Origin of the sequence: Luteolibacter ambystomatis, from assembly GCF_018137965.1 — a bacterium.
Classification (GTDB): domain Bacteria; phylum Verrucomicrobiota; class Verrucomicrobiia; order Verrucomicrobiales; family Akkermansiaceae; genus Luteolibacter; species Luteolibacter ambystomatis.
This window is the reverse complement of sequence record NZ_CP073100.1, coordinates 4,382,960-4,407,979: the sequence shown is the minus strand read 5'-3', so window position 1 is coordinate 4,407,979 and position 25,020 is coordinate 4,382,960. Positions and strand designations below refer to the sequence as shown.

At 62.4% G+C, this 25,020-nt stretch carries 25 protein-coding genes; 8 read left to right on the top strand and 17 right to left on the bottom strand.

Annotation, left to right across the window (positions count from 1 at the left end):
* Positions 1-219: 219 nt before the first annotated feature.
* From leuS to KBB96_RS17005, 3 genes are all read right to left on the bottom strand, one after another.
* On the bottom strand, positions 220-2,760 hold the full coding sequence (leuS, locus tag KBB96_RS17015; RefSeq protein ID WP_211630692.1) for a leucine--tRNA ligase: 2,541 nt from the start codon (positions 2,758-2,760) through the stop codon (positions 220-222).
* Positions 2,761-2,887: 127 nt separating this feature from the next.
* Positions 2,888-3,337 carry a thioredoxin family protein gene (locus KBB96_RS17010; protein ID WP_211630691.1) on the bottom strand — a complete coding sequence of 150 codons (450 nt, stop codon included), beginning with the start codon at positions 3,335-3,337 and terminating at the stop codon, positions 2,888-2,890.
* Positions 3,338-3,428: 91 nt separating this feature from the next.
* Complete coding sequence (locus KBB96_RS17005) at positions 3,429-3,887, bottom strand: thioredoxin family protein (protein ID WP_211630690.1); 459 nt, start codon at positions 3,885-3,887, stop codon at positions 3,429-3,431.
* A gap of 78 nt (positions 3,888-3,965) precedes the next feature.
* On the opposite strand from KBB96_RS17005, the gene rdgB reads away from it, so the two are divergent.
* From rdgB to KBB96_RS16985, 4 genes are all read left to right on the top strand, one after another.
* Positions 3,966-4,559: an RdgB/HAM1 family non-canonical purine NTP pyrophosphatase gene (gene rdgB / locus KBB96_RS17000; protein ID WP_211630689.1), complete on the top strand. Its 594-nt coding sequence runs from the start codon at positions 3,966-3,968 to the stop codon at positions 4,557-4,559.
* A 142-nt stretch (positions 4,560-4,701) separates the two neighbouring features.
* Positions 4,702-6,351, top strand: coding sequence for a DUF3592 domain-containing protein (locus tag KBB96_RS16995; protein WP_211630688.1), 1,650 nt, complete (start codon positions 4,702-4,704; stop codon positions 6,349-6,351).
* Between the two features lie 165 nt (positions 6,352-6,516).
* The gene (locus KBB96_RS16990) at positions 6,517-7,035 is read left to right on the top strand and encodes an NlpC/P60 family protein (protein WP_211630687.1); all 519 of its coding nucleotides are present in this window, start codon (positions 6,517-6,519) and stop codon (positions 7,033-7,035) included.
* 22 nt (positions 7,036-7,057) lie between these two features.
* Positions 7,058-7,396, top strand: coding sequence for an MmcQ/YjbR family DNA-binding protein (locus KBB96_RS16985; RefSeq protein WP_211630686.1), 339 nt, complete (start codon positions 7,058-7,060; stop codon positions 7,394-7,396).
* 105 nt (positions 7,397-7,501) lie between these two features.
* Here KBB96_RS16985 and KBB96_RS16980 read toward each other — a convergent pair whose 3' ends face one another.
* From KBB96_RS16980 to KBB96_RS16960, 5 genes are read right to left on the bottom strand one after another with little or no spacing between them, the layout of a single operon-like run.
* Positions 7,502-8,347 carry a tetratricopeptide repeat protein gene (locus KBB96_RS16980; RefSeq protein WP_211630685.1) on the bottom strand — a complete coding sequence of 282 codons (846 nt, stop codon included), beginning with the start codon at positions 8,345-8,347 and terminating at the stop codon, positions 7,502-7,504.
* A 50-nt stretch (positions 8,348-8,397) separates the two neighbouring features.
* The gene (recO, locus tag KBB96_RS16975) at positions 8,398-8,979 is read right to left on the bottom strand and encodes a DNA repair protein RecO (protein WP_211630684.1); all 582 of its coding nucleotides are present in this window, start codon (positions 8,977-8,979) and stop codon (positions 8,398-8,400) included.
* Positions 8,980-8,982: 3 nt separating this feature from the next.
* Entirely contained in the window at positions 8,983-10,119 is a 1,137-nt protein-coding gene (locus KBB96_RS16970) for an HD domain-containing protein (RefSeq protein ID WP_211630683.1), read from the bottom strand.
* On the bottom strand, positions 10,116-10,826 hold the full coding sequence (locus tag KBB96_RS16965; RefSeq protein WP_211630682.1) for a M90 metallopeptidase family protein: 711 nt from the start codon (positions 10,824-10,826) through the stop codon (positions 10,116-10,118). Before KBB96_RS16965 ends, KBB96_RS16970 begins: the two co-directional genes overlap by 4 nt.
* A 38-nt stretch (positions 10,827-10,864) precedes the next feature.
* Positions 10,865-11,683 carry a hypothetical protein gene (locus KBB96_RS16960; protein WP_211630681.1) on the bottom strand — a complete coding sequence of 273 codons (819 nt, stop codon included), beginning with the start codon at positions 11,681-11,683 and terminating at the stop codon, positions 10,865-10,867.
* 208 nt (positions 11,684-11,891) lie between these two features.
* Between KBB96_RS16960 and KBB96_RS16955 the strand changes: the two genes are divergently transcribed.
* Positions 11,892-12,401 carry a gamma carbonic anhydrase family protein gene (locus KBB96_RS16955; RefSeq protein ID WP_211630680.1) on the top strand — a complete coding sequence of 170 codons (510 nt, stop codon included), beginning with the start codon at positions 11,892-11,894 and terminating at the stop codon, positions 12,399-12,401.
* 72 nt (positions 12,402-12,473) lie between these two features.
* On the opposite strand, the gene holA is transcribed toward KBB96_RS16955, so the two are convergent.
* Positions 12,474-13,622: a DNA polymerase III subunit delta gene (gene holA / locus KBB96_RS16950; RefSeq protein ID WP_211630679.1), complete on the bottom strand. Its 1,149-nt coding sequence runs from the start codon at positions 13,620-13,622 to the stop codon at positions 12,474-12,476.
* Between the two features lie 60 nt (positions 13,623-13,682).
* Positions 13,683-14,207: a tRNA adenosine(34) deaminase TadA gene (gene tadA / locus KBB96_RS16945; RefSeq protein ID WP_211630678.1), complete on the bottom strand. Its 525-nt coding sequence runs from the start codon at positions 14,205-14,207 to the stop codon at positions 13,683-13,685.
* A gap of 260 nt (positions 14,208-14,467) precedes the next feature.
* Between tadA and KBB96_RS16940 the strand changes: the two genes are divergently transcribed.
* Positions 14,468-15,229, top strand: coding sequence for a hypothetical protein (locus tag KBB96_RS16940; protein WP_211630677.1), 762 nt, complete (start codon positions 14,468-14,470; stop codon positions 15,227-15,229).
* Here the strand turns inward: KBB96_RS16940 and KBB96_RS16935 are convergent.
* From KBB96_RS16935 to KBB96_RS16910, 6 genes are all read right to left on the bottom strand, one after another.
* Positions 15,226-16,626, bottom strand: coding sequence for a sulfatase (locus tag KBB96_RS16935; RefSeq protein ID WP_211630676.1), 1,401 nt, complete (start codon positions 16,624-16,626; stop codon positions 15,226-15,228). The genes KBB96_RS16940 and KBB96_RS16935 overlap by 4 nt on opposite strands.
* 134 nt (positions 16,627-16,760) lie before the next feature.
* The gene (locus KBB96_RS16930) at positions 16,761-17,282 is read right to left on the bottom strand and encodes a TlpA family protein disulfide reductase (protein WP_211630675.1); all 522 of its coding nucleotides are present in this window, start codon (positions 17,280-17,282) and stop codon (positions 16,761-16,763) included.
* 94 nt (positions 17,283-17,376) lie between these two features.
* A complete protein-coding gene (locus tag KBB96_RS16925; protein ID WP_211630674.1) occupies positions 17,377-18,606 on the bottom strand; it encodes an aspartate kinase in 1,230 nt (409 codons plus the stop codon).
* Positions 18,607-18,681: 75 nt separating this feature from the next.
* On the bottom strand, positions 18,682-19,416 hold the full coding sequence (locus KBB96_RS16920) for a putative 4-mercaptohistidine N1-methyltransferase (protein WP_211630673.1): 735 nt from the start codon (positions 19,414-19,416) through the stop codon (positions 18,682-18,684).
* Between the two features lie 106 nt (positions 19,417-19,522).
* On the bottom strand, positions 19,523-20,731 hold the full coding sequence (locus tag KBB96_RS16915) for a M29 family metallopeptidase (RefSeq protein ID WP_211630672.1): 1,209 nt from the start codon (positions 20,729-20,731) through the stop codon (positions 19,523-19,525).
* A 308-nt stretch (positions 20,732-21,039) separates the two neighbouring features.
* Positions 21,040-21,507, bottom strand: coding sequence for a bifunctional nuclease family protein (locus KBB96_RS16910; RefSeq protein ID WP_211630671.1), 468 nt, complete (start codon positions 21,505-21,507; stop codon positions 21,040-21,042).
* Positions 21,508-21,730: 223 nt separating this feature from the next.
* On the opposite strand from KBB96_RS16910, the gene KBB96_RS16905 reads away from it, so the two are divergent.
* Both KBB96_RS16905 and KBB96_RS16900 read left to right on the top strand, forming a co-directional pair.
* The gene (locus tag KBB96_RS16905; RefSeq protein ID WP_211630670.1) at positions 21,731-23,224 is read left to right on the top strand and encodes an aldehyde dehydrogenase family protein; all 1,494 of its coding nucleotides are present in this window, start codon (positions 21,731-21,733) and stop codon (positions 23,222-23,224) included.
* A 129-nt stretch (positions 23,225-23,353) separates the two neighbouring features.
* Positions 23,354-23,728, top strand: a complete 375-nt coding sequence (locus KBB96_RS16900) for a DUF779 domain-containing protein (protein ID WP_211630669.1) — start codon at positions 23,354-23,356, stop codon at positions 23,726-23,728.
* A 45-nt stretch (positions 23,729-23,773) separates the two neighbouring features.
* Here KBB96_RS16900 and KBB96_RS16895 read toward each other — a convergent pair whose 3' ends face one another.
* Complete coding sequence (locus KBB96_RS16895) at positions 23,774-24,904, bottom strand: citrate/2-methylcitrate synthase (protein ID WP_211630668.1); 1,131 nt, start codon at positions 24,902-24,904, stop codon at positions 23,774-23,776.
* Positions 24,905-25,020: the final 116 nt, after the last annotated feature.

Below are 25,020 nucleotides of genomic sequence, written 5' to 3'. Positions count from 1 at the left end.
AGGCCGTTCCTTTATTCTTCCGATCGCATGATACCAGCAGCAATCCCATGACCAGGACGTGAAAAAGCGACCGACGCATCATGGAGCCGTTATAGGAGTTCGGCGGAGGTTACCCGAGCAAAAATGTCCGCCTGACCTACCAAGGAAAGAAGGCGCTCCCGGTTGGGAGCACCTTTCGTTTGATGACAGAGGCTAGGCGGATGGAATCCGCCGCCACGATCAATTCGCCACGATGCTGACGAGCTTGCCGGGGACGTATATGACCTTGCGGATCGTCTTACCGTCGGTGTGCTCCTTCACGCGCTCGCTGGCTTGGGCGAGAGCTTCGACATCGGCCTGGGCGGTGGCGGGTGAGATGCGGATCTTGTCGCGCAGCTTGCCATTCACCTGCACCACCACCTCGATCTCGTCGCTGACCAGGGCGGCCTCGTCATAGGATGGCCATGCGGTTTCGCTGAGCGGCGTGGTACCGCCGAGGCGGGCGTGGATTTCCTCGCTCAGATGGGGGGCGAAGGGATTGAGCGCGTGCAGCAGCAACGTGAACTCCTTCAGCGGAGCCACCTCCACCTGGGTGAAGGCGTTGGTGCAGATCATCATCTGCGAGATCGCGGTGTTGAACGACAGCTTCTCGATGTCCTCGGTGACCTTCTTGACAGTCTCATGCACCACCCGCAGCAGTTCCTTGTCCGTGCATGGCACGTCCTGGACCTTCGGGGAGACATCCCAATGGCCGTCATCGTTCTGGTTGAAAGCGATGCGCCAGACGCGCGCCAGGAAGCGCGAGACGCCTTCCACACCCTTCATGCTCCAAGGCTTCACCTGTTCCAGCGGGCCCATGAACATCTCATACAGGCGCAGCGAATCCGCGCCGTACTCGCGCACGACGTCATCCGGGTTCACCACATTGCCGAAGGATTTCGACATCTTGCGGCCATCCTCGCCGAGGATCAGGCCCTGGTTGACCAGGCGCTGGAACGGCTCGTTGGTGTGGACGTGGCCGAGGTCGAAAAGCACCTTGTGCCAGAAGCGGGCGTAGAGCAGGTGCAGCACGGCGTGCTCGGTGCCGCCGACGTACAGGTCGACCATGCCCGGCTTTTCACCGCCGCCCCAGTACGACTCGGCGTCCTCCGAAATGAAGCGACCGGAATTACGAGGATCGCAGTAGCGCAGATAATACCAGCAGGAGCCGGCCCATTGCGGCATGGTGTTGGTCTCGCGGACCGAACCGTCCGGCAGTTCCACCCACTCGCGTGCCTTCGTCAGCAGCGGCTCGGGGGAGCCGGAGGGCTTGTAGTCTTCCAACGGCGGAGCCAACAGCGGCAGCTCGGAATCCGGCACGGCGTAATGATGGCCGTCCTTCCACGTCAGCGGGAAGGGCTCGCCCCAGTAGCGCTGACGGGAGAACAGCCAATCGCGCAGCTTGAACTGCACCCGACGCTTGCCCCGGCCTTCGTCTTCCAGCCAACCGATCATCTTCGCCTTGGCTTCGGTGGTCGGCAGACCATCGAGGAAGCCGGAGTTCACAGCGGTGCCGGGATCGGTGTAGCCCTGCCACTCCTGATCGCCGGTCGGCTGGACCACCTGCACGATCGGCAGGTCGAACTTCTGCGCGAATTCAAAGTCGCGTTCGTCATGAGCGGGCACGGCCATGATCGCTCCGGTGCCGTAGCCCATCATCACGTAGTCGGCGATCCACACCGGGATCTGAGCGCCGTTCACGGGATTGGTGGCATACGCGCCGGTGAAGACGCCGGACTTGTCCTTGTTCAGGTCGCCACGCTCCAGATCGGACTTCGCCGCACAGGCCGTGATGTAGGCTTCCACCGCTGCCTTCTGATCGGCCGTGGTGATCTCAGAAACGTACGGATGCTCCGGTGCCAGCACCATGTAGGTGGCACCGAACAGAGTGTCCGGACGCGTGGTGAACACGGTGACGGTGTGACCGGCCAGCTGGAAATCCACTTCCGCGCCCTCGCTGCGGCCGATCCAGTTGCGCTGCAGCAGCTTGATGCCTTCGGGCCAATCCAGCGGCTCCAGTTCATCGATCAACCGCTGGGCATAGCTCGTGATGCGCAGCATCCACTGGCGCAGCGGACGACGCTCGACAATGTGGCCCTTGTTCCGCCACTCCTCGACTTCCTCGTTCGCCAGCACCGTGCCCAGGTCCGGCGACCAGTTCACCGGGGCTTCGTGGACAAAGGCCAGCCGCACCGCGTCGATCTGATCGCGGGTCCAGCCCTTCGCTTCCAGTTCCGCCACCGGACGGGCCTTCTGCGTTTCTTCATCGTAGTAGGACGAGTAGAGCTGCAGGAAGATCCACTGCGTCCAGCGCACGTATTCCGGATCAGTCGTCGCGATCTCGCGGTCCCAATCGTAGCCGAAGCCCAGCGACTTCAACTGGCGCTTGAAGGTGGCGATGTTCGCAGTGGTGGTGATCGCCGGATGCTGGCCGGTCTTGATGGCGTACTGCTCCGCGGGCAGGCCGAACGAATCCCAGCCCATCGGGTGCAGCACGTTGAAGCCCTGGCGGCGCTTCGCCCGGCCGATGATGTCCGTGGCGGTGTAGCCTTCCGGATGGCCCACGTGGAGGCCGGAACCGGACGGGTAGGGGAACATGTCGAGGACGTAGAACTTCGGCTTCGAGGCGTCGAAGTCGGCATCACCCGGATTCGGGGTGCGGAACGTCTTCTCCGCATCCCAGCGGGCCTGCCACTTGGGTTCGAATTCGTCGAAAGGAAAGGGTATGCGGCGGTCGGACATGATCTTCGGAAAATCGGGGAAAGGGGCGCGGACTCTGGCGGAAGCCCTTGGCCTTGAAAAGCAAAACCCCGCCGGGCCGCGAGGCCGGGCGGGGAAATAAACGGGTGGATGCTCCGAGAACCCGGGATCAGCCCTTGGAACCGAGCAGGCCCTTGAGGTGGGTCACATAGGACGCGTCGCCGCCTTCCTTGTAGCCGGTCTGGCCGACTTTTTTGCCATCGCCATCCACCAGAATGACCGTGGGGTAACCCTTGACGCCGAATTCCTTGGCCAGTGCCTGGTTCTGCTCCTTGAGCTTGCGGCTCTGGCGCTTGTCGTGCGGGAAATCGACCTCCACGAGGATCAGCTTGTCCTTGGCGTAGTCCTTGAAGGCCTTCTGGGAGAAGACTTCCTTGTCGAGCTTGATGCACCAGCCGCACCAGTCGGAGCCGGTGAAGTCGAGCAGGATGGTTTTGTTTTCCTTTTTGGCCTGGGCCTTGGCGGCCTCATAATTATCGGTCCAGCCCGCGCCGCTGCCGGCGAAGGAGAGGGAGGCGGTGGCGAACAGGGTCGCGATGAACAGGGCGGCTTTCTTCATAGGTATGTGTCGGGAGAATCACGGGGAATGGGAAAAGCCCCGCCCGGACGAATCCGGACGAGGCGCCATGACAGGCATTCCCTTGAAAGGGTCAGTCGAGTTCCTTCTTGGCGAGGGTCTCATCGAGATGTTTCAGGAAGTCCTCGGACTTCGGATACTGGGAGGCGAAGAAGCGGTTGAACTCCTTGCCCTCCGGATCCAGCAGAACCACCGTGGGGAAGCCTTCGATCTTGTATTTCTCGGCCAGCGGCTGGTTCTTCTCGGCGACTTCCTTCTCTCCCTTCGGGAAATCCAGTTCGACGAGGATGAATTTCTTCGAGGCCTTCTCCACGAACTCCTTCTTGGAAAAGACGTTCTTCCGCATGGCGATGCAGGGCGGGCACCAGTCCGAGCCGGTGAATTCGACAAGGACGGATTTCTTTTCCTTCTTCGCGGTGGCGAGGGCTTTTTCGAGATCGGTGGACCAGCCTTCGGGAGTAGCGGAGAAGGCGGAGGCGGAAAGGGCGGCGACACCGACCGTGAGCGAGGCGAGCCAGGTGATTGCTTTCATTCGTGGTATAAGGCGTAGCACAAAGCCGGATTATTTCAAAAATCTTGGCCCGGCTCCGCCAACCCGGTAGCGGAGGGCATGGAAATCCGCCCCCGGCTCGTCATCGCCACCCGCAACGCCCACAAGACCGCGGAAATCCGCTCGATGATCGGGGATCGCTACGAGGTGCTGGATGTCACCGCCTTTCCGGACCTGCCGCCCGTCCCGGAAACCGGCACCACCTTCCTCGAAAACGCCCGCCTCAAGGCCCTCGCCATCAGCCGGGAAATCGGAGGAATCGTCCTCTCCGACGATTCCGGGCTGGAAGTGGACGCGCTTGCCGGAGCTCCCGGTGTGTGGTCCTCCAGCTACGGCGGCGAGGAGGGCAACCACCCGCGCAACAACGAGCGGCTGATGCGGGAGATGTCCGACAAAAACCAGCGCACCGCCCGCTTCCGCTGCACCATGGTCCTCGCCGAGGGCGGCATGGAGCTCGGCAACTTCGACGGCAGCGTGGAAGGCGCGATCATCGAGGAACGGCGTGGCGAAGGCGGCTTCGGCTACGATCCGCTGTTCGTTCCCGCAGGCTACGACCAGACCTTCTCCGAACTCGGCGACGAGGTGAAAAACCAGCTCAGCCACCGCGCGCGGGCGCTGACGAAGGTAGTGGAATGGCTGGAAAGCCGGGGGTGATTTCCCGTGGCAGCGGGCCCCGAATGGCCTCGGAGCGGCATCCGCCGATGCTGGCGCATCTTGCCATGCAGTCCCATTGGAATGGCCGCGGGCGTTTCCCATCGACCGTATTTGCGGGGACGGTTAGACGACCGCCGTGAGAATGAAAAAAGCCAAGAGGGCGGGAGCAAGGGGATCGTTCTGGTTCGGCATCATTTGGACGCTCTTCAGTTCGATCTTTCTGGTGATGGGGTTGCTGGCTGTTTTCCAAAGCCTTTTCCACACCACTTGGGACAAGGTGCCCTGCGTGATCGAGCGTTTCGGGATCCGCGCGGACCTGAAGCAATCTCCGCCCTTCCAGCCGGATCTCCGCTTCCGCTACAGTGTGGATGGCCGTGAGTTCACCTCCGACCGCCTGTGGCCCCGGAAGAACGGCGCGGACGACTACGAGAAACTGAGTAATTCTCTGGAGGAGATCCGCCTCCACGCCGGTCGGGATGCCATTGAAGGAGCTGCCGCGGAGTGCCATGTGAATCCCGCGAATCCCACCGAAGCCTTCCTGCTGCCGTCCACCGGCGATCTCTGGGGAGGCCTGCTCTTCGCCACCGTGGGAGGCTTGTTCGTGTTGATCGGCATCTCCATCATGCGGATGGCACCGGGAAAAAGTCCGGAGATTTTCCATACCGGGGAAGAAGCGCCCGCCGGGTCACCCAAGGGCAGGCTGCTGGGAATCGCCTTCTGCGGCGTCTTCGCGACAGGCGGGCTTGCGATGATCGGTGGAATGATCATCCCCGCCGTGACGAAAAAGACCGTATCCAGCGGTTGGGTGGAAACCCCGGCGGAAGTCGTCTGGAGCCGGATCGTGGAACACGGCAGTGGCGAAGACCGCAGCACGAAACCGGACATCTTCTACCGCTATACCTTCGCAGGCCGCGAATACCATTCGAACCGCTACGACCTCGGTGGTGGCTTCAACGGAGACTCCGCCAAGCACGATCTCGTCCGCTCCCATCCCGTGGGCACGACCCTCCTCTGCTACGTGAATCCGCGGAAGCCCTGGCAGGCCATCGTGGATCGGAATCTCAAGGGCAGCGTGGCGATGTTTCTGTTCCCCATTCCCTTCACTCTCGTCGGAGTCGGCGGGCTGGTGGGGATGTGGTGGTGGCCCCGCTATCAACGGAAACTCAAGCTCAAAGCCGACTCCACCCTCTCCTGGCGTGGCAAACCGTCTGAACAAGGCGTCGTACTCACCGGCGGATCCGAACGCTTGGTCGCGCTGTTGGGGATCGGCTTCGCGACGATCTTCTGGAACAGCATCGTCGGGGTCTTCGTGAGCATCGCGGTTTCCGAATGGCAGAGCGGCCATCCCCAGATGTTCCTCAATCTCTTCCTCATTCCCTTCGTGATCGTCGGTCTCGGCCTGCTGCTGGTCTGCCTCAACCGGCTGCTCCAATTCCGCCGCCCGTCCTACGAAGTCCGGCTGGTACCGGGCGCCTTGGCTCCCGGAGACGAGGGTTCCATCACGTGGCGGCGGAGCGAGGGCCGCGGCCAGCCCGGGCAGCTCTCCATCCTCCTCATCGCCGTGAAGTCGATCGGTTCGGACGATGGCAAGCAGGAGAAGGTCGTTCACAAGGAAACCTTGGCCGAAATCCAGCAGCCGGGAGACTGCTCCTTCCAACCGATCCGCCTGAAGATCCCAACCACCCCCGCCGGGGTGGTTTGGAAGATCCGGCTGGCTCCACGGATGGCATCCTGGCTGCCCGCTGTTCCCGAGGACCTGAAGATCCCGGACGGAAAACCCGGCATCGTCTGATGGAAATGAAGAAGCAGGAGACTGCGAGGCCAACAGCCGCAAAATTTGTTAGACCCGGAGGCTTGCCTGCCCCGGGTCCGACCTACTAACAACGCCGGATCAAAAATTTCCCCCTACGTGATAAATATTTTGTAAAACTTAACCAATTTTGCTAAAACATTCCGCATGAAACGCTTCCTGCTGCTCCTGCTCGCCCTTCCGGTGGTCGGCGGCCTGTCCTCCTGCTCCAGCCAGGTAGAGGCAAAGCGCCCGGTTTCCTACCACTTTGAATCCGGCAAGACCGCCATGCTCCAAGGCGGCCTCGCCTATGCCCCCCGCAATGCTCCCGACGCCGTGAAACGCGCCGTGGCCGCGGGCAACCGCCTCCAGGGCAAGCCTTACAAGTGGGGCGGTGGCCATGCCAATGGCGAGGACTGGGGCTACGATTGCTCCGGCACCGTCTCCTACGTCCTGCGCTCCGCCGGTCTCATGAAGGGAGTCGGCACCTCGAAGGACTACTTCAGCTACGGCAACAAGGGCGAGGGCAGGTGGATCACCATTTACACCCGCAAGGGCCACGTCTTCATGACCATCGCCGGTCTGCGCCTCGACACGGGCGGACGTGGGGGTGGCGATGGCCCGCGCTGGCGTCCGCAGACCCGCTCCGCCAAAGGCACGGTGATGCGCCATCCGGACGGCCTCTGATCGTTTCTCCCGGGCGCCGGCCATGGATCTTCCCGACGTCATCGCCCACTGCTTGTCCAAACCCGGGGCGGAGGAAACGACGCCCTTCGGCCCGGACGTGCTCGTTTACAAGGTGGGCGGCAAGATGTTCGCCCTCACCGTGCCGGAGGATTTCCCGGCGCGGGTGAACCTCAAGTGCGACCCCGAGCGGGCCGAGGAACTGCGGGACGAATACGAATCCGTCATCCCCGGCTACCACATGAACAAGCGCCACTGGAACACGGTGATCCTGAACGGGGCGCTGCCTTCCAAGCTGGTCCGGGAGTTGATCGACCATTCCTACGACCTGGTGGTGGCTTCGCTGCCGAAGAAGAAACGGTAGCAATTCTTCCGCACCACCAAACGGCACTTGCCAGTAGTACCGAATAAAAGAGCCGCGCTCCGGACTCGGAACGCGGCTTTTTGAAAACAGAAGAACCGGATCGGATCACACGCGGCCGAGCGAGGCTTGCACGCGCTGGTCGATCACCTCGGCCAGTCCGGCTTCGCCATCCTCGCGGAGGAAGTCGCAATAGTTCGAGGACACGGCCTCAAGATCGTCCACATACGGAGCGCCCAGTGCCTCGAAGGCGGTGAGGGCCTTTTCGAAGTGACGCTTGGCCCAGGCACGGTCACCGGTCTGGAGCAATGCGAGCGCCAGGTTGTTGTGGGACTGGGCGGTGTCCGGATGGTGTTCGCCGAAGAGCTGGCGGCGGGCCTCCAGCGCCATCATGTGCATTTCGCGGGCCTGCTCGGTGAAGCCGGCGGAAAGGTAAAGCGCGCCGAGATTGTTCGAAACCGCGGCGGTTTCCTCATTGGTCGCACCAACGTGGGCATGAAGGATCTCCAAGGCACGGAGGAAGTAGCCTTCCGCCGCCTCATGGTTCCCGGCGGACTTCTTGAGCACGCCGAGGTTGTTCGCCAGCGAGGCCACATCCAGCAGGAGCGGCGGATCGTGCTTCTCGAAGCTGTCGATGGCCTTTTCCCATGCGGTGAAGGCGCGCACTTCATCGCCCAAGGCATCATAGACGGCTCCGAGACCGGCGTACAGGCGGCCGATCTGGTCGAGGCGGTCCACACGGTTGTCGAGCTGGTCGATGGCCTGGCGGTAATCGTCGCGGGCCAGCTCGTAGCGGCCGAGTTCGCGGAGAATCTCGCCGCGGATTTCCAAGCTGGAGGCGAAGGTATCGATGCTGTCGAAATCGCTGCTCAGCTCATACTGAGCACGTTCCACCGCAGCATTGGCGGCGTGAAGCGCTTCATCGAGATCCCCCGCCTGGCGCAGGGAGTCCACGCGCTCACGAAGAATTCCAATCAGGGTCGCGGTTGGTGAATTCATAAGGTCTATACATCGTTAACACCGGAAGTGGCTCCTGACGAGCCAAAATCCTCGGAACTGGACAAGCGTTCGACTAATTCCCGCCGGATGGCAGGCAAATCGCCCAATGCGTCCCGAAGGGCGGCATCTGGAGCACGATACTCGTTCGAAACTCCGAACAATCTAGCCAATTCCCTCTCAAAATGGCTCATTGCCCGCTCGCTGGCCCCTTTTCCGTCGATGTGGTCCAGCGCCCGGCGCAGCAAATCAAAGAGCGCGGCTTCCGGATGGCCCGGTTCCACCGCCTGCTCCAGCAAGCGGCAGCAGTATCCGGCAAGCAGCGTGGAGGCGTAGGCTTTCCGCAGGCCGGTCCGCCAACCCGTGACCGCCACCTCCTTGAGAGTATGGAGTTCCCCCCGCTTCGCCGGGGACCAGATGACCTCCGCGCTGAAAAACAAATCGAGCTTTCCGGCGAAGGCACTTCCGGGCCGCCGCGCGCCGCGCGCCACGGTTTTGATCAAGCCCGCGTCCTCGGTGAACCAATGGACGATCAAGCTCGTGTCGGAGAGCTTGGTCAGCCGGATGAGGATGGCGGGGGATTGCTCCATGGATCAGAACAACTCGCTGCCGCGGGATGCGGCAGCAGCGGGCACCGGGGAAGGCGGAGGCTCGAACGCAGGCAGCGGGGCCACCAGGTTCGCGGGCAGCGGGAACTGCTTTTCGTAGATGCCGTCCGCCAGCTCGTTCGCGTTCTCGTAAGCGTCCATCATCATTTCCATCTTCGCATCGAGATTGTCGATGTGGTGGAGCGCGATCGCCTCCGGAGTGCGCGGCAGCGTGGGGGAGCCGAATTGATACTCGCCGTGATGGCTGGCGATGAGGTGCAGGAGGTGGAGGCGCACGGTTTCCGTGGCGGGTTCCAACGTCAGCCAGCCTTTCCCGGCCGGGGATTCCGCGACATCGCGCCAGAGTTTGTTCACCAGCTCGATGCCCAGCGGGATGTGACCGAGCATCTCGCCATGGATGGAATAGTCCTGGGTGAAGCCGCGCTCCTTGTACTGGTTCTCCCACAGCTTGCCGCAGTCGTGGAACAATGTGCCGATGAGGAGCAGGTCGCGGTTCAGACGGGGATACACGGAACACACGGCATCGGCGGTCCGCATCATCTGGGCGACGTGCTCGACCAGACCACCGCGGCGGGCATGATGGTTTTTCCGCGCCGCCGCCGCTCGCCGGAAGCGGGAGCCGAAGTCCTTGATGAAATGATCCGCCAGCGCGTGCAGGCGCGGGTCGTTCACGGAAGCGCACAGACTGGTGATGGTGTCCCAATCCCTCCGCTGCTTTTCCGCCGTGGCCGCATCCCCGGCATAGAAGGCCTCCAAGGCATCTCCGGTGAGGCGTTCCCAAGCGACATTGACGGCATTCACACCGTAGGTGTTCTGGGTCCAGTCCGCATCCAGCCGCATCACCGTGCCATCAGGCAGGCCGTTTGCGGCATCGAACAACGGCGCGTCCGACCACGCGTTGAGAGCAAAGCTGCCGGTGGCATCGGCGAAGGTGAGGACGAGATACGGCTTTCCGGTCTTGGTCTGGCGCGCGCTGCGCGATTGGAGCTCGGCATCGACGACGGCGGTCAGCGCCTGTTCGCCCGCTTGTGCCTTGAGGGCCGCGATGGTCAGGAAATTCACCCCCGCACCATCCACGGCCCCGCGTCCGCTGTCACGAACGGAGAGCGGAAAGCCGCTCACGGCAGGTCGCCCCAGGTCTTCTTCATCTGTGCGAAGATACCCGGCTCCGAATCGCGCAGATCCGCACGATTGAAGGGAAAGAAATCATTGGTGCCGAAATACGCCTCCGTCATCTCGGCGAAGAATTCCTTCTGATCGGTCAGCGCGTAGTGACGCTGCGTACCGCCGTTGATGAAGCGCGTCTTCGTGTACTTTCCGGAAGCGACGAACTCCTTCCACACGGCCATCACATCAGGGTTGTCGAAGCCCAGCACCTGATCGTGATAGGCGTGGGCGAGTTCATGAAGCACGCACCACGGCTGGGTGTGATGATGGCGGAGGCTGGCGAAATCCGCGGCATCCGGGATGTGTACTTTCTTCGCCAGGGCCTCATCGTAGCCGTTTGCCTTCAGCCAACCGGCGGAAGGATGATACTGCATGGTGTGGAGTCCGCCGTACGTGGCATCGAGTTGGATGGGCACCTTCCTCAACCGCTCGACTTTGTCCGGCGGCACGACCATCCCGATTTCCTCAAGGCGGTTGCGCAGCAGTTTCAGCGCGCGATCACCCAGCTCCGCCTGTGGTCCCTCCAACAGACGCTGGTCGACATCCACCTGCCAGCCTTCGATCTCCCGGTGCTGGTGAGCGGCCGGTTTGGACGGAGCATCGGCGTGGACGAGGCCGGAAGGCAGCACCATCGCGATGAACAACAGCAGCGCGTTTCGCATCCGGCACCTACTCGCTTTCCCGCCGGACTCTTGCAGGCTCAGCAGAGCCGCAGCATGTCCTTCACGAACTGGCCCCAGAGGAAAAGCAACCCGCGCCGCGAGTATTGGAAGTGCCCGTCCTCGGTGAGGCGGATGATGCCGGCATCGAGATTGTGTTTCACCTGCGCCTGCATCTCACCCTCGATCTTGCCTTCGAGTTCATCCGGGTCCGGCATCCGCAGGTCGTCATGCCCGACACCGGCTCGGGACAGGAAGCACTTGTGATCCCGCAGGATGCGGTGGAAGCAGGCGCGCTCGCACGGCACATGGTTCCAGCGCACACCGGGCGTGCATTTCAGGGTGGGGGAAAAGGGGTAGTTGGTGGTCCGCCAAGTACGACCGTTCTCGTCGTACGACGTCACCGAGATGAAGGCGAAGGCCACCTCACTCTGCTCGCACAGGCACACGGCCGCCACCGCCATTTCCTCCGGATGCCAGAACAGCCGGAAAAACTGCTGCATGCCCGCCCAGTCCCAGCCGCAGTCCGTGACATGCTCGAATCCGGCCTCCTCCATCGCGTGGGTGGCCTCGACGGCATTCGGGAAAAACGCGGGGTCCGGCAGCGGACGGTGGCGGAGCCGGTTGTTCAACGGCAGCCGCAGGCGGCGGATGCGGGTCAACAGCTCGATCCACGGCAGGAAAAACCAGGCCGCCACCCCGAGGAATCCGGCCCACAAGCGCCCCGTCAGAAACCAGGCCAGACAAAAGCTGGCTCCTAGGAAAGTCACCGCACCCAACTTGCGCAGCCATCCCGTACGGGAGCTGCGCAGGCCCAGGGCCAGCACGACCAAGCCGAGGACGATGAGAGGTTTGCACATGATAGGGTTCGGGGCGGGACGCAGCCACTAGGCGGGGCGGATCGCCCCGTCAAGCAGCAGCTTCAACGCGGGGCGGCCCGCATGACGACACATTCCACTCGTCCGCCCGGTCTGCAAGCGGCCTTTCTCGGCCGAGCGGCATGTCCGGAAAAGTTTCCCCGGAGCCTCCGTACTCGCCTCCGCGGCAGTCCCACGCCACCTTTCCCGCATGGCCATCGAATCCTATGACGGCATCCAGCCGGTGATCCCCGCCTCCGCCTACATCGCCGCCAGCGCCGACGTGATCGGCCGCGTGACACTCGGCGAGGAATCCAGCATCTGGTATCACGCCGTGCTGCGCGGGGACATCAATGAGATTACCATCGGGCCGCGGTCGAACATCCAGGACAATGTGGTGGTGCATCTCGCCGATGACTACGGCTGCCATGTCGGCGAACTGGTGACGGTCGGCCACTCCGCCGTCATCCATGCCTGCACCATCAAGGACGAGGTGCTGGTGGGCATGGGTGCGATCATCCTCGATGGCGCGGTGATCGGGGAACGCTCGATCATCGGTGCGGGCGCGCTGGTCACCGGCGGCACCATCATTCCACCCGGTTCGCTGGTCATCGGCTCACCGGCGAAAGTCGTTCGCACGCTTTCGCTGGACGAACAATCGAAGGTGAAAAGCTGGGCGGAGAAGTACGTGACCGTCTCCCGGAAGTATCTCGCGCGCTGAGCCCTCCAAGTGCCCAGGCCCACGAAGAAGGGGAAGATGGTGGTCTCCGGGCAACTGTGGCCGGGGCAAGGCTCAACTCCTTGCGGCCATCCGCTTCTGCGGCCTTGTCGCCGTGATCTCCGCGATCAGGCGGTGCAGCACAAGGCGGTGGTCGAGACCGGTGGTGACCAGTGCCTGGTCCGCCTTGAGGGTGGCTTCCATCGCTTTCCGCAGGCCATCCAAGGTGAAAGCGGCGGCACCGCGCAGCGCGAGGAAAACCGGATAGACATTCACGCCGCCGGTTTTCTTCTGCGGCAACCAGGCGCGTTCGATTTCCGGCAGGCGGTCGAGCGCTCCGGCGAAGGACTGGTAGTTGTTGGTCGGGACTTTCATCGTGTCCCCCACCACCTTCGCCATGAAAAGATTCCGCACCGTGGGAATGATCGAGGCGCGGATGATGGCGATCGCGCTGTCACCTTGTTCGAGCTGCTGGTCGATCAGGGCGATCGCCCGCGCGGCATCGCCTTTCTGCAGCGCGTTGCCGATCTCGAACACGATCCCGGCACGGCTCAGCGGCACCATCGTGAAAACGTCCTGCTCGGTCACCGTGCGGCGCTCGCCGAGATAAAGATCGAGCTTCTCCAACTCGTTGCCGATCTGCTGGGTGGCCTCGCCTGCCAGCATCACGAACAGCGCCAGCGCGTCCGGCTCGAAGCGCAGGCCGAGATCCCGGGCTCGGTCGTCCACCAGCCGGGCGACCTGATCCTGCCAGCCCTCGCGGCTGGTATCGATACGGTCGTGGACCTCCACTTCCGCCGCCTTTTCGAGGAACTTCCAGAAAGCGCGGCGCTTGTCCGGCGCACTGGCGGTGACGAGGAACTTCACCCCCTGCGGCACTCCGGCTTCCAGCACCTTCCGCAGCGCCTCCACCCCGGAAAGCGTGCGCTCGGAGCGGCCGGTCACATCATCGGAAAGGAAACTGGCATTGCGCAGCCATACCACCTTGTCACCGCCGAACATCGGCAGCGTCTGCAGCGCCTGGATGGTGCTGCCGCAGATCTCGTGGGCCTTGTCGGAATTGTCCGCCACGCCATCGATGGTTTCGTGGGTGAAGCCATCGTCCACACCACCGGTCATCTCGCGATACAGTTCCAGAGCACGCTCCTTCACGAGCCCCTCGTCGGTGCCCGCCACCACGACAATGTTGCCATTGCCGCCGGAGGATTTCGCTTTCGCTGCCACGCCCGGGATTTAGACCCGGGGATCGGGCAGCACAAGTTTGCAACCGCGGTTCCCCGCCACTCAGCCGCCGGAATCCATGGGCGGATTGAGCCGTTCCGCCTTTTTCTTCTCCCGCGCCTCGCGGAAGAATCCTTGCAGCAGGGCGAGGCACTCTTCACCAAGAACGCCGGAGGTGATCTCGCAGCGGTGGTTGAGTGGAGGATTGGAATCGAGAAGGTTGATCCAACCGCCCGCGGCGCCGGCCTTCGCATCCGGGCAGCCGAAGACGACCCGCTCCGGCCGGCAATGGACGATCGCCCCCGCGCACATCGGGCAGGGTTCCTTGGTCACGTAGAGGGTACACTTCTCCAGCCGCCAGTCGCCCAGCGCCTGTTGGGCGGCGGTGAGGGCAAGCATCTCGGCGTGGGCGGTGGCGTCCTTCAGGGTTTCCACCTGGTTCCAGGCCCGGGCGATCACCTTGCCCTCGCGCACGACCACCGCGCCGATCGGCACCTCGGTGGCGACATAGGCCTTCCGCGCTTCACGCAGGGCCTGGCCCATGAAGAAAGCGTCGCTTTGCAGGTCGATGATCGGGCTTTCGTCCACGCCGGGGTGTATCCCGCCCGGAGGATGATTCCAAGCGCCAGGTCATCGGAAAAAGAAGGCCTCCGCCACCGCCTTGGCTACCCCCGTCTGGCCGTGCCATGACATGAAATGAATGCCCGATGAAAAGTGCATGAAAATTCCAAGAAAAGGTCCGCAGCTTGCTCGTATTACATCAAGAAATGACAAAATCGGAACCGCTTTGGAATAGCTTCCTGAACGGTTAGGCCTCTACGATCCACCCGTCCCCCAAGACAACATATATGAATCGCACAAAGCCATTTGGCATCTTCGGAGCCCTGCTGCTGTCTTCCGCCTGCGCCTTCGCGGGCCCCACAATGACCGTGAAAGACAAGACCGGGCGCGCCATGGAGATCGAGGTTCTTGGTGTCTCCAGCGACAAGGTTTCCTTCAACCGCAAGTCGGACGGCAAGCGTTTCGACCTGCCCCTCTCCACGTTCGACGCGGATTCCGTCAGCCAGATCACCTCGAAGAAATCCGAGGTGGGCGGAGTCCACCCGAACTATGGAATCGATGTCTCCATCGAGAAGCGCCGCAAGAAAAAGGGCGAAAGCTGGTACATGGTCGAGCAAACCGTGTCCGCCAAGGTGACGATCAAGAATCCCAACCCGAACACTCCCGCGCCCCCGGTAGGTGTCAGGATGGTTTTCCTGGGTGAGGACCGCAGCTCGGGCAAGGAGCACTCGGTCCTGGCCGTGCGGGAATACAAGGTCGAGTTGAGCGGGGGCATGTCCGATGTCCGTGATACCGATCCCTTCAAAACGGTTTACGACAGCGACAACAAGGGCGTGGGCAATGCCGGCGGAGATCAATACGAGGGCTACGTGCTCATCCTGACGGATGACAAAGGCAATCTCATCCAGCAGACCAGCAACTGCGCGAAGTTCAACGAAGCGCTCAAGAGCGATCCCCGTGTCATCGAGTCGTTCAAGACGGTGAAGCCGAACGCCCTGCTGGACGCCAAGTTCAATCCGACCGGCCGCACGGCCTCGTCCTACAACTAAGGGGGCGGGGCGAGTTTGCCGCGGAGCCGTGCGACCGTTTCCGGCGCGCTTTCCGCGGCATTGCGCGTTTCACCGGGATCTTCCACGTGGTCGTATAGTTCGACCTGCCGCGGATTCCTGGTGGAGATGACGAGCCGGTAGCGGTCCTCGCGGATCGTGCGGGAGGATTCCCAAGCCGCGATGGCCGTACCGCGGGAGGGGGCGGCCGGATCTTCAAGCTGGGGTCGGAGCGAAGCTCCTTCGAGCTGCGCCGGCAGGGGGATCCCCGCGTAGCTGGCGAGAGTGGGATAGACGTCCACGGTTTCCACGATGGCATCGGTCCTTGCACCCGGTTGCTTTTGCCCGGGCACGCGGATGATGAGCGGCGAGCGCAGGGCCTCCTCGAACAGACAATGTTTTCCCCAGATGCCATGCTCTCCGAGCAGCCAGCCATGATCGCCCCACAGCACCACGATGGTGTTTCCGGCGGCGGGTGAGGCGTCCAATGCGGCGAGCACCTTCCCGACCTGGGCATCGGTGTAGCGGATGCAGCCGAGGTAGGCCCGGCGGTAGGTCAGCGCGGCGGCGTCCGATTGGAACGGATCACCCTCGTTGAAGCTGTAGCCGCGGAATTCATTGCTGTTGTGCCAGGTCGTGGGGAACGCGGGCTTGGTGGTGATCTTCGGCACCGGCGGTGTGATGCCCGCGATCTCCTCAAAGTAGGACTTCGGCGAAACGAACGGCAGGTGCGGTTTGATGAAACCGGCGGCGAGGAAGAACGGCTTGCCGGAAGCAGCGGCCTCCTTCAGCCGGGCCACCGTTTCCTCCGCGATCCAACCGTCCGGGTAGGTTTTGTCGTCTCCGTCCACGTGCTGGGTGAGCGGCTTGTCCTTCATCGCTGCACGGCCGATACCTCCGGCGTAGCCGTGCATGGCAGCCTCCGGGGTCTGCCATGGGCCGCAGGACATGGTCGCCACATCCCAGGCATCCGGAATTTCCTCCGGTCCGTCCGCCCAATCCCTGCCGGTGTGGTTGCCGGGGTAGTGGGTGACCTTTCCCACCGAGATCGCCTGGTAGCCGTTGGCCCTGAAAAGCGCGGGTAGGGCTGGAACCGGCTGCTGGGCGGCGGTTTTCTTCGAGGCTTCATTCCCCCCATCCCCCGGCAGATGTCCTGCGCGACGGCCGAACATGAGCGCGCAACGGGAAGCCCCGCAGGTGGGCACCTGCACGTAATGGCGGGTGAAGGCCCTCCCGGTGGCGGCCAGCCGGTCGATGTTCGGCGAAACCTTGAGAGCAGGATCGTAGCACCCGAGCCACGGCCGGAGATCATCCACAGCGATGAACAGGACGTTCGGACGCTCGGCGGCGGGTGAGGCGGAGATCGCGGCGAGCCACAGGATGGCGAGGCGGAGTTTCATAAAACGGGACAACCGGGAAACCCCAGTGTTCCGCACCGGTTGTGGCAGTCAATTCCGCAAAACCTCGCAAAACAAAAACGCCGCCCCGGCGGAACCAGGGCGGCGTTGGGAAAACCGGATGATGCGCTTCCGGGTCAAAGTTTGCTTTCGGTCTTGGCTCCCGCCTTGGCTTCGCGGAGGGCCTTCTTGACCTCTTTTTCGAAATCCTCGTCGTGCGGGTTGCCGTGCCAGGTGAGTTTGCCATCGGCACCAAAGACCAAGGCGTGCGGAATGCCGGAGCTGGAAACCGGAACGGAGCCGCCGGACTGGATCGGATACTTCACACGGGCGTCGTTGATCAGCTTGGTGATTTCCTCCTTGCTGCCGTTCTGGCTTTCCAGACCCACGATCACGAGGCCGGATTTTTCATAGGTCTTCGCCATCTTGGCCAGATTCGGCAGGCTGGCGATACAGGGCGCGCAGTGGACACCCCACTGCTCGACGACCACGACCTTGCCCTTGAGCTGGTCCTTGTCGAAAGCGGCTTCATTGGCCGGAGTGCCCCAGCGGACCTGGTCCACGGAGGCGGACGGCACGGCGGTTTCCTCCTTCTTATCCTTGGCCAGGCCAAGGCCGGGCAGGGCGAGCAGGGCGCAAACAAACAGGGCTTTCTTCATGAGGGCTGCGGGATTACGCGAAACCAGCGCCTTCCGGAAGGAGAAATGTCTATCAATCTTTCCAACCGCCCGGCGGCGGCTTCCCGCGGCCCGCTCAGCGGACCGGTTCCTTGTCGAGTTCGAAGGCATCGTGGACGGCGCGGGCGGCGTCCTCGATGCGGGTCTCGTCCACCGTCACGGCGATCTTGATCTCGGAGGTGGAGATCATGCCGATGTTGATGCCTGCATCGCCGAGGGCCTTGAACATGGTGGAGGCCACGCCCGAGTGGGAACGCATGCCGATGCCCACGGCGGAAAGCTTGGCGATGCCCACGTCGGTCTCGATCTTGGCATCAGCGGAAAGCGCGGCGAGCACCGGCTTCAGCGCGGCCTGGGCCTTGGCCAGGTCGTTCGCGTGCATCGTGAACGAGTGGCGGGCGTAGCCATCGTGCGCGATGTTCGAAACGATCATGTCGAGGTTGATCTCCGCATCCCCCAGCGCGCCGAGGATCTTGCCGGACATGCCGGGTTCGTCCGGGATGCCGGTGATGGTGACACGGGCTTGGGAGCGCTCGATCGAGACTCCGCGGATGACGACGTTTTCCATGGCGGGATGTTCTTCGAGCACCAGCGTGCCCGGGTTATCGTTGAGTGAGGATCGGACTTCGAAGACGACGCCGAATTTCTTGGCGAACTCGACGGAACGGGACTGCATCACCTTCGATCCGGACGAGGCCATTTCCAGCATCTCGTCGTAGGAGATCTCCGGCAGCTTGCGGGCGTTCTTCACGATCCGGGGATCGCAGGTGTAAACGCCGTCCACATCGGTGAGAATCTGGCAGACATCCGCTTTCAGCGCGGCGGAGATGGCGATGGCGGTGAGGTCGGAGCCGCCGCGGCCGAGGGTATGGATCTGGCCGTCCGGGGTCACGCCCTGGAAGCCGGCGACGACGAGGGTTTTACCTTCATCAAGGAAGCCCTGCATCATCTGCGGCTCGATGTTCAGGATACGGCCGCGGGTGTGGGAGCCGGTGGTGAGGATGCCCGCCTGGCGGCCGGTGATGGAGGCGGCCTCCACGCCCAGATCGTGCAGCGCCATGGTCACCAGCGCGATCGACTGCTGCTCACCGGTGGAAACCAGCACGTCCAGTTCGCGTTCGGACGGGTTCTCGGAAAGGTCGCGGGCCATTTTCAACAGACCATCGGTCACGCCGGACATGGCGGAAACCACCGCCACGACCTGATTGCCCTCGTCGCGCGTGCGTTTGAGTCGCGAAGCGACGTTGCGGATGCGGTCAAGGGTGCCGACGGACGTGCCGCCGTATTTCTGGACAATAAGGGCCATGGCGCGGGGCGCGGAGTGAAAGGGATTGAGTGTAAGATGGCAAGCCCGGGAAGCACCCGGATCCCGCCACCCGTCTCAGGCTTTCCGACGCCAAACCGTCAGCAGGGAAAACGTAAACTGGAATTTCCGGGCCGTTTCGCGGATCACGAACCGCTCGTCCTGTTGGCGAAGGAGATCGAAGGAGCAAGAAAGTTCATTTTTGAGCCACTCCAAGGTGCTCCCGGCGGGCCAGTTTTCGGGCGGAGTGAACTCCTCCAGCCAGGTGCAAGGGGTGGCCAGAACCAGCTCACCGCCGGGTTTCACGAGTTCCGGCAGTCGGTCCAGCAACCGCTGCGGGTCCGGCAGGCGGCAGAGAAGGTTGGCGGCATGGACGCGGTCAAAGGAACCGAGATCCGGACGCAGGTTCATGGCATCGCCGGTTTCGAATGAGATCCGGGTCGGGTCGATGCCTTCCGGAGCTTGGGCGACCAGCGCGGTGGACACGGCGGCCTCTTCCAAGCGGGCGTAGCGGATGGAGCCGCCATGGCGGAGGGCATCCGCCGCGGAGATGAAGGAGGCGGAGAAATCGATGCCGATCACCTCCCGGCAGTTCCGGGACATCTCGAAAGTGGAACGCCCGACCGCGCAGCCGAGATCGAGACCGCGTTCCGCTTCGCCGCCACTGAAGCAACAAGCGGTGCGAACCGGGAAGCCGAGTGCAGGAGCGAGAGATTGGTCCCCCGCCCGCTCGCCGAGGATCTCCACGTCACTGCCATAGTGGAACAGCAGGTATTCGGAGAGCAGCTTGTCGGATTCGTAGATGTTCGGCATCTGTTAGAGACGGGGTGGGAAGGATCGGTGCGATGGTTGGAAAAGAAGGGTCTCCGGAGACTACGCCTCCCGGAAGGCCCTTCCCGGCTAAAGCCTCAACTCCGCTTCAATGGCCCTCTGCCAGCGCTTCCATCAGGTAGCGGGATGGACGGAAGTTCTCGATGAGAATTTCCTCCTGGTCACCGCGCTTCATGCGCACCTGGCTGATGTTGAAGTTCGGCGTCTTGTGCGGGGCGAAGAGGATGTCGTCGTGAGTCGAGTTCTCGTGCTTCTTGAACATCTCCGGGACGATGTCACCGCCGAGATGGTCATCGCGGCCGGTGGCGAGGTGGCAGGTGCCGAGCACCTTCTCGTCCTGGATGTCAGCGCCGGAAACCGGCAGCACCTGGGTGCCGAAGCCGAGTTCACCAAGCGTGCCGGTCATCGGGTCGTCCTGCAGGCGCGCGTTGTGGGCGTCGATGGTGGCTTGGTTGCCCGCGATGAGGGTGGAGTGGATGATGCAGCGGTCCACCACTTCCAAGACGCCGAGCGTGCCATCCTCGTACTTCATCGGGAACTGGCCGCGGGCATCCTCGGGCACGAAATAGACCTCACCCGCGGGCAGGTTGGCGATGTCCGGGGTCAGGCCTTGGCAAAGGCCGTGGGACTTCTGGGCTTCCTGGCCGTTGAGGCCGAGCCAGGCGGTGAGCACACGGCCGTCTTCCAACGCGAAGTCGATCTCGATCGAGTCGGCCTTGGTCAAGGCGAAGCGGAGCTTTTCAGCATCGCGGGAAACTTCATGGTAATCCACGGCGAGGCCGGACTTGAGGATGATGTCGTTGAGGCCGTGGAGAGTCGCACCACGGAAGCCGAATTCCTTCGCCTTCGCCGTGAGTGGCGCGGTGGCGGAAAAGATCGAGATGCAGAGGATCAGGTCGTAGTTCGGATAGATGTCGCGGTCGAGCGACAGGTGGTTGCCGGCGGTGTCCCAAACGTCATCCTCGAGATCGAGGTTCGAGCCGTGGGTGGACTTGTAGGCGAACATCTCGCCGCCGGTCATGCCGAGCGCTTCCAGCGCGCCGTTCTTGAGGCCTTGGTAGAACACCTCATGGGCCTTCTTCTGCACCGGGAAACCTTCCTGCTTCAGGAAGGAGAAGTCCTTGATCAAGGAAGCCGGATTTTCGAATTCGGTTAGAATACAGACCCGACAACCCTCGGTGGGCTTGAACACGGTGCCCAGCAGGCGGACGAGATCGAAGGCGGGGAACTTCCGATTCTCCGGATGGAGCAGGATCTCCTCATGGAGGTAGTCTGGGAGGGCGGCGATGGAAGGCATGCTGCCACCCTAAAAGGGAATCCGCGCCGTGCAAGTGGCAGTCTTATACCGGCCGATCAGGCGTTTTTACAGGGGGATGGATTTGACCACGGATTTCACGAATTCAACGGATTGGGTCACGAATTCGAAGTCGTTTCTCGGAGGAAGGACCGCAGATTTCGCTGATTCCGCAGATGAATTTCAAATTTCAGATCTGAGATTTCAAATCTGCGCCGTCTGCGAAATCTGCGGCCAAAATCCTTCTTCGGAACAAGACACGGGCTTCGGCCCAAATCCGTTGAATCCGGAGTTTGAAAATGCCGGTTTGATCACCCGTGCTCCGGATCTCCGAAGCCGAGGCCTTTTTCCCGCATTTCCTCCAGCACCGGGGACATGTCCTGCAGCGAGTCCCAAAGCTCCCGCACCACGAAAACCGGTGCCCCGCAGCGCACGGAGAGAGCCAGGCAGTCGCTGGGACGGGCATCCAGTTCCACGATCTTGCGCTCCATGATCTCGTTCTCCGCCTCCAGGATCAAGCGGGCGTAGTAGATGTCGTTTTCCACCCGCACGATGATCACCCTCGTGACCTTCGCGCCGAAGGTTTCCAACGCGAGCAGGAACAGATCGTGGGTCAGCGGCCGTGGCGGCTGCTGGCCGGACATGGAGGTGTTGATGGACGCTCCCACGGCGGGATCGATATAAAAAACGATCGCCTTGCTCCCATCGCCCAGGAACACGGCACAGCCGGCCTGGGTGGGGAGCAACGCCACGGGTTCGACACGGACGAGATCGGACATCGCCCGGAATATGCATTCTGTTAGGCCATGAGCCAAGAAGAAGTGAAGCCATGGGCAAATGCGCGCGCCTGCGAAATGCTCAAGATGTTTTGGACTTCGGCAGGTGGGGAGCATCCACGGCCCCTTGACACCTTGCATCACGGGGCGTCTCGTGATGATTGCATGAGGAGTGGCGGAATGTTCCGCCGCGCCTTCGTGCGAGTTTCCGCAAACCACCATCCGTATGCTCCACGAACGTCCAAAACTGAAGGACCGCTACCTGAATTTCATTGGCGGCAAGTATGTCGAACCGGTCGATGGCCGGTATTTCGAGAACCCGTCGCCGATCGACGGCAGGGTTTTCTGTGAAGTCGCCCGCTCGAATGAAAAGGACGTCGACCTCGCGGTCGATGCCGCCTGGCAGGCGTTCGATGGGGGTTGGAAAAACACCTCCGTCACCACCCGCAGCAACCTGCTGCTGAAGATCGCCCAGATCACCGAAGACAACCTCGTCCACCTCGCCCGTGTCGAGACGATGGACAATGGCAAACCGATCCGTGAGACACTCGCGGCGGACCTGCCGCTGGTGGTCGATCACTACCGCTACTTCGCCGGGGTGATCCGCGGCGAGGAAGGTGGCATCTCGGAGCTCGATCCGGATACCGTGAGCATCCAGCTCCACGAACCGCTGGGTGTGGTCGGGCAGATCATTCCATGGAACTTCCCGCTGCTGATGGCGGCCTGGAAACTCGCTCCCGCGCTGGCGGCCGGAAACTGCGTGGTCCTCAAGCCCGCCGAGCAAACTCCGGTGGGCATCATGGAGTGGGTGGACCTGATCAAGGACGTGCTTCCGCCGGGCGTGCTCAATGTCGTCCACGGCTTCGGTCCCGAGGCCGGCAAGCCGCTGGCGCAACATGACCGCATCAAGAAGGTGGCCTTCACCGGGGAAACCACCACCGGCCGCCTGATCATGCAGTACGCGTCCGAGAACATCATTCCGGTCACGCTCGAACTCGGCGGCAAGTCGCCGAACGTGTTCTTCGAAAGCGTGATGGATGAGGATGACGATTTCTTCGACAAATGCCTCGAAGGCGCTGCCATGTTCGCTCTGAACCAAGGTGAAGTCTGCACCTGTCCGAGCCGCATTCTCGTTCAGGAATCCATCGCCGAGGCTTTCGCCGAGCGCCTGGTCGCACGGGTGGCGAAGATCAAACTGGGCGATCCCTTCGACACCGACACGATGGTCGGCGCGCAGGCATCCAACGACCAGTATGAGAAGATCCAGAGCTACCTGAAGGTCGGCAAGGAAGAGGGCGCGAAGGTGCTCTGCGGTGGCGAGATCCACAAGGGAGTGGAAGGCGGCTACTACATCCAGCCGACCGTGTTCCGCGGTACCAATACGATGCGCATTTTCCAGGAGGAGATCTTCGGACCGGTGGCGAGCTTCACCACCTTCAAGGATGAGGAGGATGCCATCCGTATCGCCAATGACACGCTCTATGGCCTCGGTGCCGGAGTGTGGACGCGCGATGCCCACCAGCTCTACCGCATCCCCCGTGCCATCGAGGCCGGGCGCGTGTGGGTGAACTGCTACCATCTCTATCCCGCGCATGCGGCCTTCGGAGGCTACAAGAAATCCGGCATCGGGCGCGAGACCCACAAGATGATGCTCAACCACTACCGCCAGACGAAGAACATGCTCGTCTCGTATTCGAAGAAGGCGCTCAGGTTCTTCTGAAAAATAGCTGAGAGTTGAGAGTGGATGGTTGAGAGTCAGAACAGGATTCCGTGCCCTTCAATAGGGCAGGGAATCCATTTGCACTCTTCCTTCGGACTCTCATCTCTCAACCATAAACTCTCAACTTCCATGACTCTCCGCGTCCTCTTCACCGATGCCGCCGCCGCGGTCATCGACCAACTGCGTGCCGCCCATGGTCCGCTGATGTTCCATCAATCCGGCGGTTGCTGCGATGGTTCGCAGCCGATGTGCTACGCGGCGGGCGAGTTCAGGCTCGGTCGTTCCGACGTGAAGCTCGGCGAGATCCACGGCTGCCCGTTCTACATGGAAAAGTCGCAGTTCGAGCATTGGAAGCATACCCAGCTCACCATCGACGTGAAGCCCGGCCGAGGCTCCAGTTTCTCGCTGGAGATTCCCCTGGGCCTCCGCTTTCTCGTTCAGAGCCGGGTGTTCACGCCGGAGGAAATCTCCGGCCTGCCTCCGGTGGAGGCCGTCGATGCATAGGAAGGGACGGCGGGAAGCCCGGTCCCGAGGGCGATGCCCAACGCCTCAGCGCTCCGCGATCGGCTCGACTTCCTTCAATTCGACCGGACCCGTGTAGAGGGTGAGCGGGCGGTAGAGGCGGTTGTCGCGGAGTTGCTCCAACACCTGCGCGGTCCAGCCGGCGGTGCGGGCGATGGCGAAGATCGGCGTGAAGAGATCCGTCGGGATGCCCAGCGAGTAGTACACCGTGGCGGAGTAGAAATCGACGTTGGCGTTGAGGCTCTTCTGCTCACGCATGATGGTGGCGATGCGCTCGGACATCTGGATCCACTTCGGCTCGCCGAGCTCCTCGGTGAGCTGGATCGCCAACTTGCGGAGGTGAGGGGCTCGGGGATCGAGCACCTTGTACACGCGGTGGCCGATGCCCATGATCTTTTCCTTCCGGGCCATCTTGCCCGCCACGTAATCGTCCACCTTGTCGAGATCACCGATCTCCTGGAGCATGTGGATCACGCCCTCGTTGGCACCGCCGTGGAGCGGCCCCTTGAGCGTGCCGATGGCGGAGGTGATGGCGGAGTAGAAATCGGAAAGGGTGGCGATGGTGACGCGGGCGGAGAACGTGGAGGCATTCATACCGTGGTCGGCATGAAGCGTGTAGGCGACGTCCAGCGTGCGGGTGGCGGCCTCCGAGGGAGCCTCGCCGGTGATGAGATAGAGGAAGTGGGCGGCCTCGGAGAGGTCCTCGCGCACCGGCGGAAGCTTGAGGCCCTGGCGGAAGCGGTGGTAGGCAGCCACGATCACCGGGGTCTTCGCCACCAGCGAGAGGGCGATTTCGGCATCCTTGGCGATGTTCGGCTCACCGATGGTGGCGCGCTTGTCGTAGAGGCCCAGCATCGAGACGGCGGTGCGGAGCACATCCATCGGCGAGGCATCCTTCGGCGCCGACTTCAGGAAATCGATCACACCGGCGGGCAGCTCGCGGTCGGAACGCAGGCGCTTCTCCAAGGCGTTCAACTCGTCCTGTTTCGGCAGACGGCCATTGTGAAGGAGGTAGGTGACTTCCTCAAAGGAGCAATTCTCGACCAGCGTATCGATCCCGTAGCCAAGGTAGCTCAGGCGGCCTTCGGCGCCTTCCACGTTGCTGAGGGCGGATTCGTTGGCGATCACGCCTTCAAGGCCTTTGGCGTAGGTGGTCATGGGATGAATTGGTTTTGGGAAAATGGTTCGAAGAAGCGCCCGGAACAAAGCGGTTCACCGGTTTCGGCGCAAGGTAGAAAGCATCGGGCGGAACAGCATTCTCATGATGGGAATTC

What these genes read in the sequence shown, in the direction of transcription:
- KBB96_RS16920 (WP_211630673.1), bottom strand. Translation starts at nt 19,416, where the DNA reads ATGCCGAACATCTACGAATCCGACAAGCTGCTCTCCGAATACCTGCTG.
- KBB96_RS16995 (WP_211630688.1), top strand. Translation starts at nt 4,702, where the DNA reads ATGAAAAAAGCCAAGAGGGCGGGAGCAAGGGGATCGTTCTGGTTCGGC.
- KBB96_RS17010 (WP_211630691.1), bottom strand. Translation starts at nt 3,337, where the DNA reads ATGAAGAAAGCCGCCCTGTTCATCGCGACCCTGTTCGCCACCGCCTCC.
- KBB96_RS16895 (WP_211630668.1), bottom strand. Translation starts at nt 24,904, where the DNA reads ATGACCACCTACGCCAAAGGCCTTGAAGGCGTGATCGCCAACGAATCC.
- KBB96_RS16905 (WP_211630670.1), top strand. Translation starts at nt 21,731, where the DNA reads ATGCTCCACGAACGTCCAAAACTGAAGGACCGCTACCTGAATTTCATT.
- KBB96_RS17005 (WP_211630690.1), bottom strand. Translation starts at nt 3,887, where the DNA reads ATGAAAGCAATCACCTGGCTCGCCTCGCTCACGGTCGGTGTCGCCGCC.
- KBB96_RS16915 (WP_211630672.1), bottom strand. Translation starts at nt 20,731, where the DNA reads ATGCCTTCCATCGCCGCCCTCCCAGACTACCTCCATGAGGAGATCCTG.
- rdgB (WP_211630689.1), top strand. Translation starts at nt 3,966, where the DNA reads ATGGAAATCCGCCCCCGGCTCGTCATCGCCACCCGCAACGCCCACAAG.
- KBB96_RS16960 (WP_211630681.1), bottom strand. Translation starts at nt 11,683, where the DNA reads ATGTGCAAACCTCTCATCGTCCTCGGCTTGGTCGTGCTGGCCCTGGGC.
- KBB96_RS16955 (WP_211630680.1), top strand. Translation starts at nt 11,892, where the DNA reads ATGGCCATCGAATCCTATGACGGCATCCAGCCGGTGATCCCCGCCTCC.
- KBB96_RS16930 (WP_211630675.1), bottom strand. Translation starts at nt 17,282, where the DNA reads ATGAAGAAAGCCCTGTTTGTTTGCGCCCTGCTCGCCCTGCCCGGCCTT.
- KBB96_RS16925 (WP_211630674.1), bottom strand. Translation starts at nt 18,606, where the DNA reads ATGGCCCTTATTGTCCAGAAATACGGCGGCACGTCCGTCGGCACCCTT.
- KBB96_RS16965 (WP_211630682.1), bottom strand. Translation starts at nt 10,826, where the DNA reads ATGCGAAACGCGCTGCTGTTGTTCATCGCGATGGTGCTGCCTTCCGGC.
- leuS (WP_211630692.1), bottom strand. Translation starts at nt 2,760, where the DNA reads ATGTCCGACCGCCGCATACCCTTTCCTTTCGACGAATTCGAACCCAAG.
- KBB96_RS16990 (WP_211630687.1), top strand. Translation starts at nt 6,517, where the DNA reads ATGAAACGCTTCCTGCTGCTCCTGCTCGCCCTTCCGGTGGTCGGCGGC.
- recO (WP_211630684.1), bottom strand. Translation starts at nt 8,979, where the DNA reads ATGGAGCAATCCCCCGCCATCCTCATCCGGCTGACCAAGCTCTCCGAC.
- KBB96_RS16910 (WP_211630671.1), bottom strand. Translation starts at nt 21,507, where the DNA reads ATGTCCGATCTCGTCCGTGTCGAACCCGTGGCGTTGCTCCCCACCCAG.
- KBB96_RS16940 (WP_211630677.1), top strand. Translation starts at nt 14,468, where the DNA reads ATGAATCGCACAAAGCCATTTGGCATCTTCGGAGCCCTGCTGCTGTCT.
- KBB96_RS16900 (WP_211630669.1), top strand. Translation starts at nt 23,354, where the DNA reads ATGACTCTCCGCGTCCTCTTCACCGATGCCGCCGCCGCGGTCATCGAC.
- KBB96_RS16985 (WP_211630686.1), top strand. Translation starts at nt 7,058, where the DNA reads ATGGATCTTCCCGACGTCATCGCCCACTGCTTGTCCAAACCCGGGGCG.
- KBB96_RS16935 (WP_211630676.1), bottom strand. Translation starts at nt 16,626, where the DNA reads ATGAAACTCCGCCTCGCCATCCTGTGGCTCGCCGCGATCTCCGCCTCA.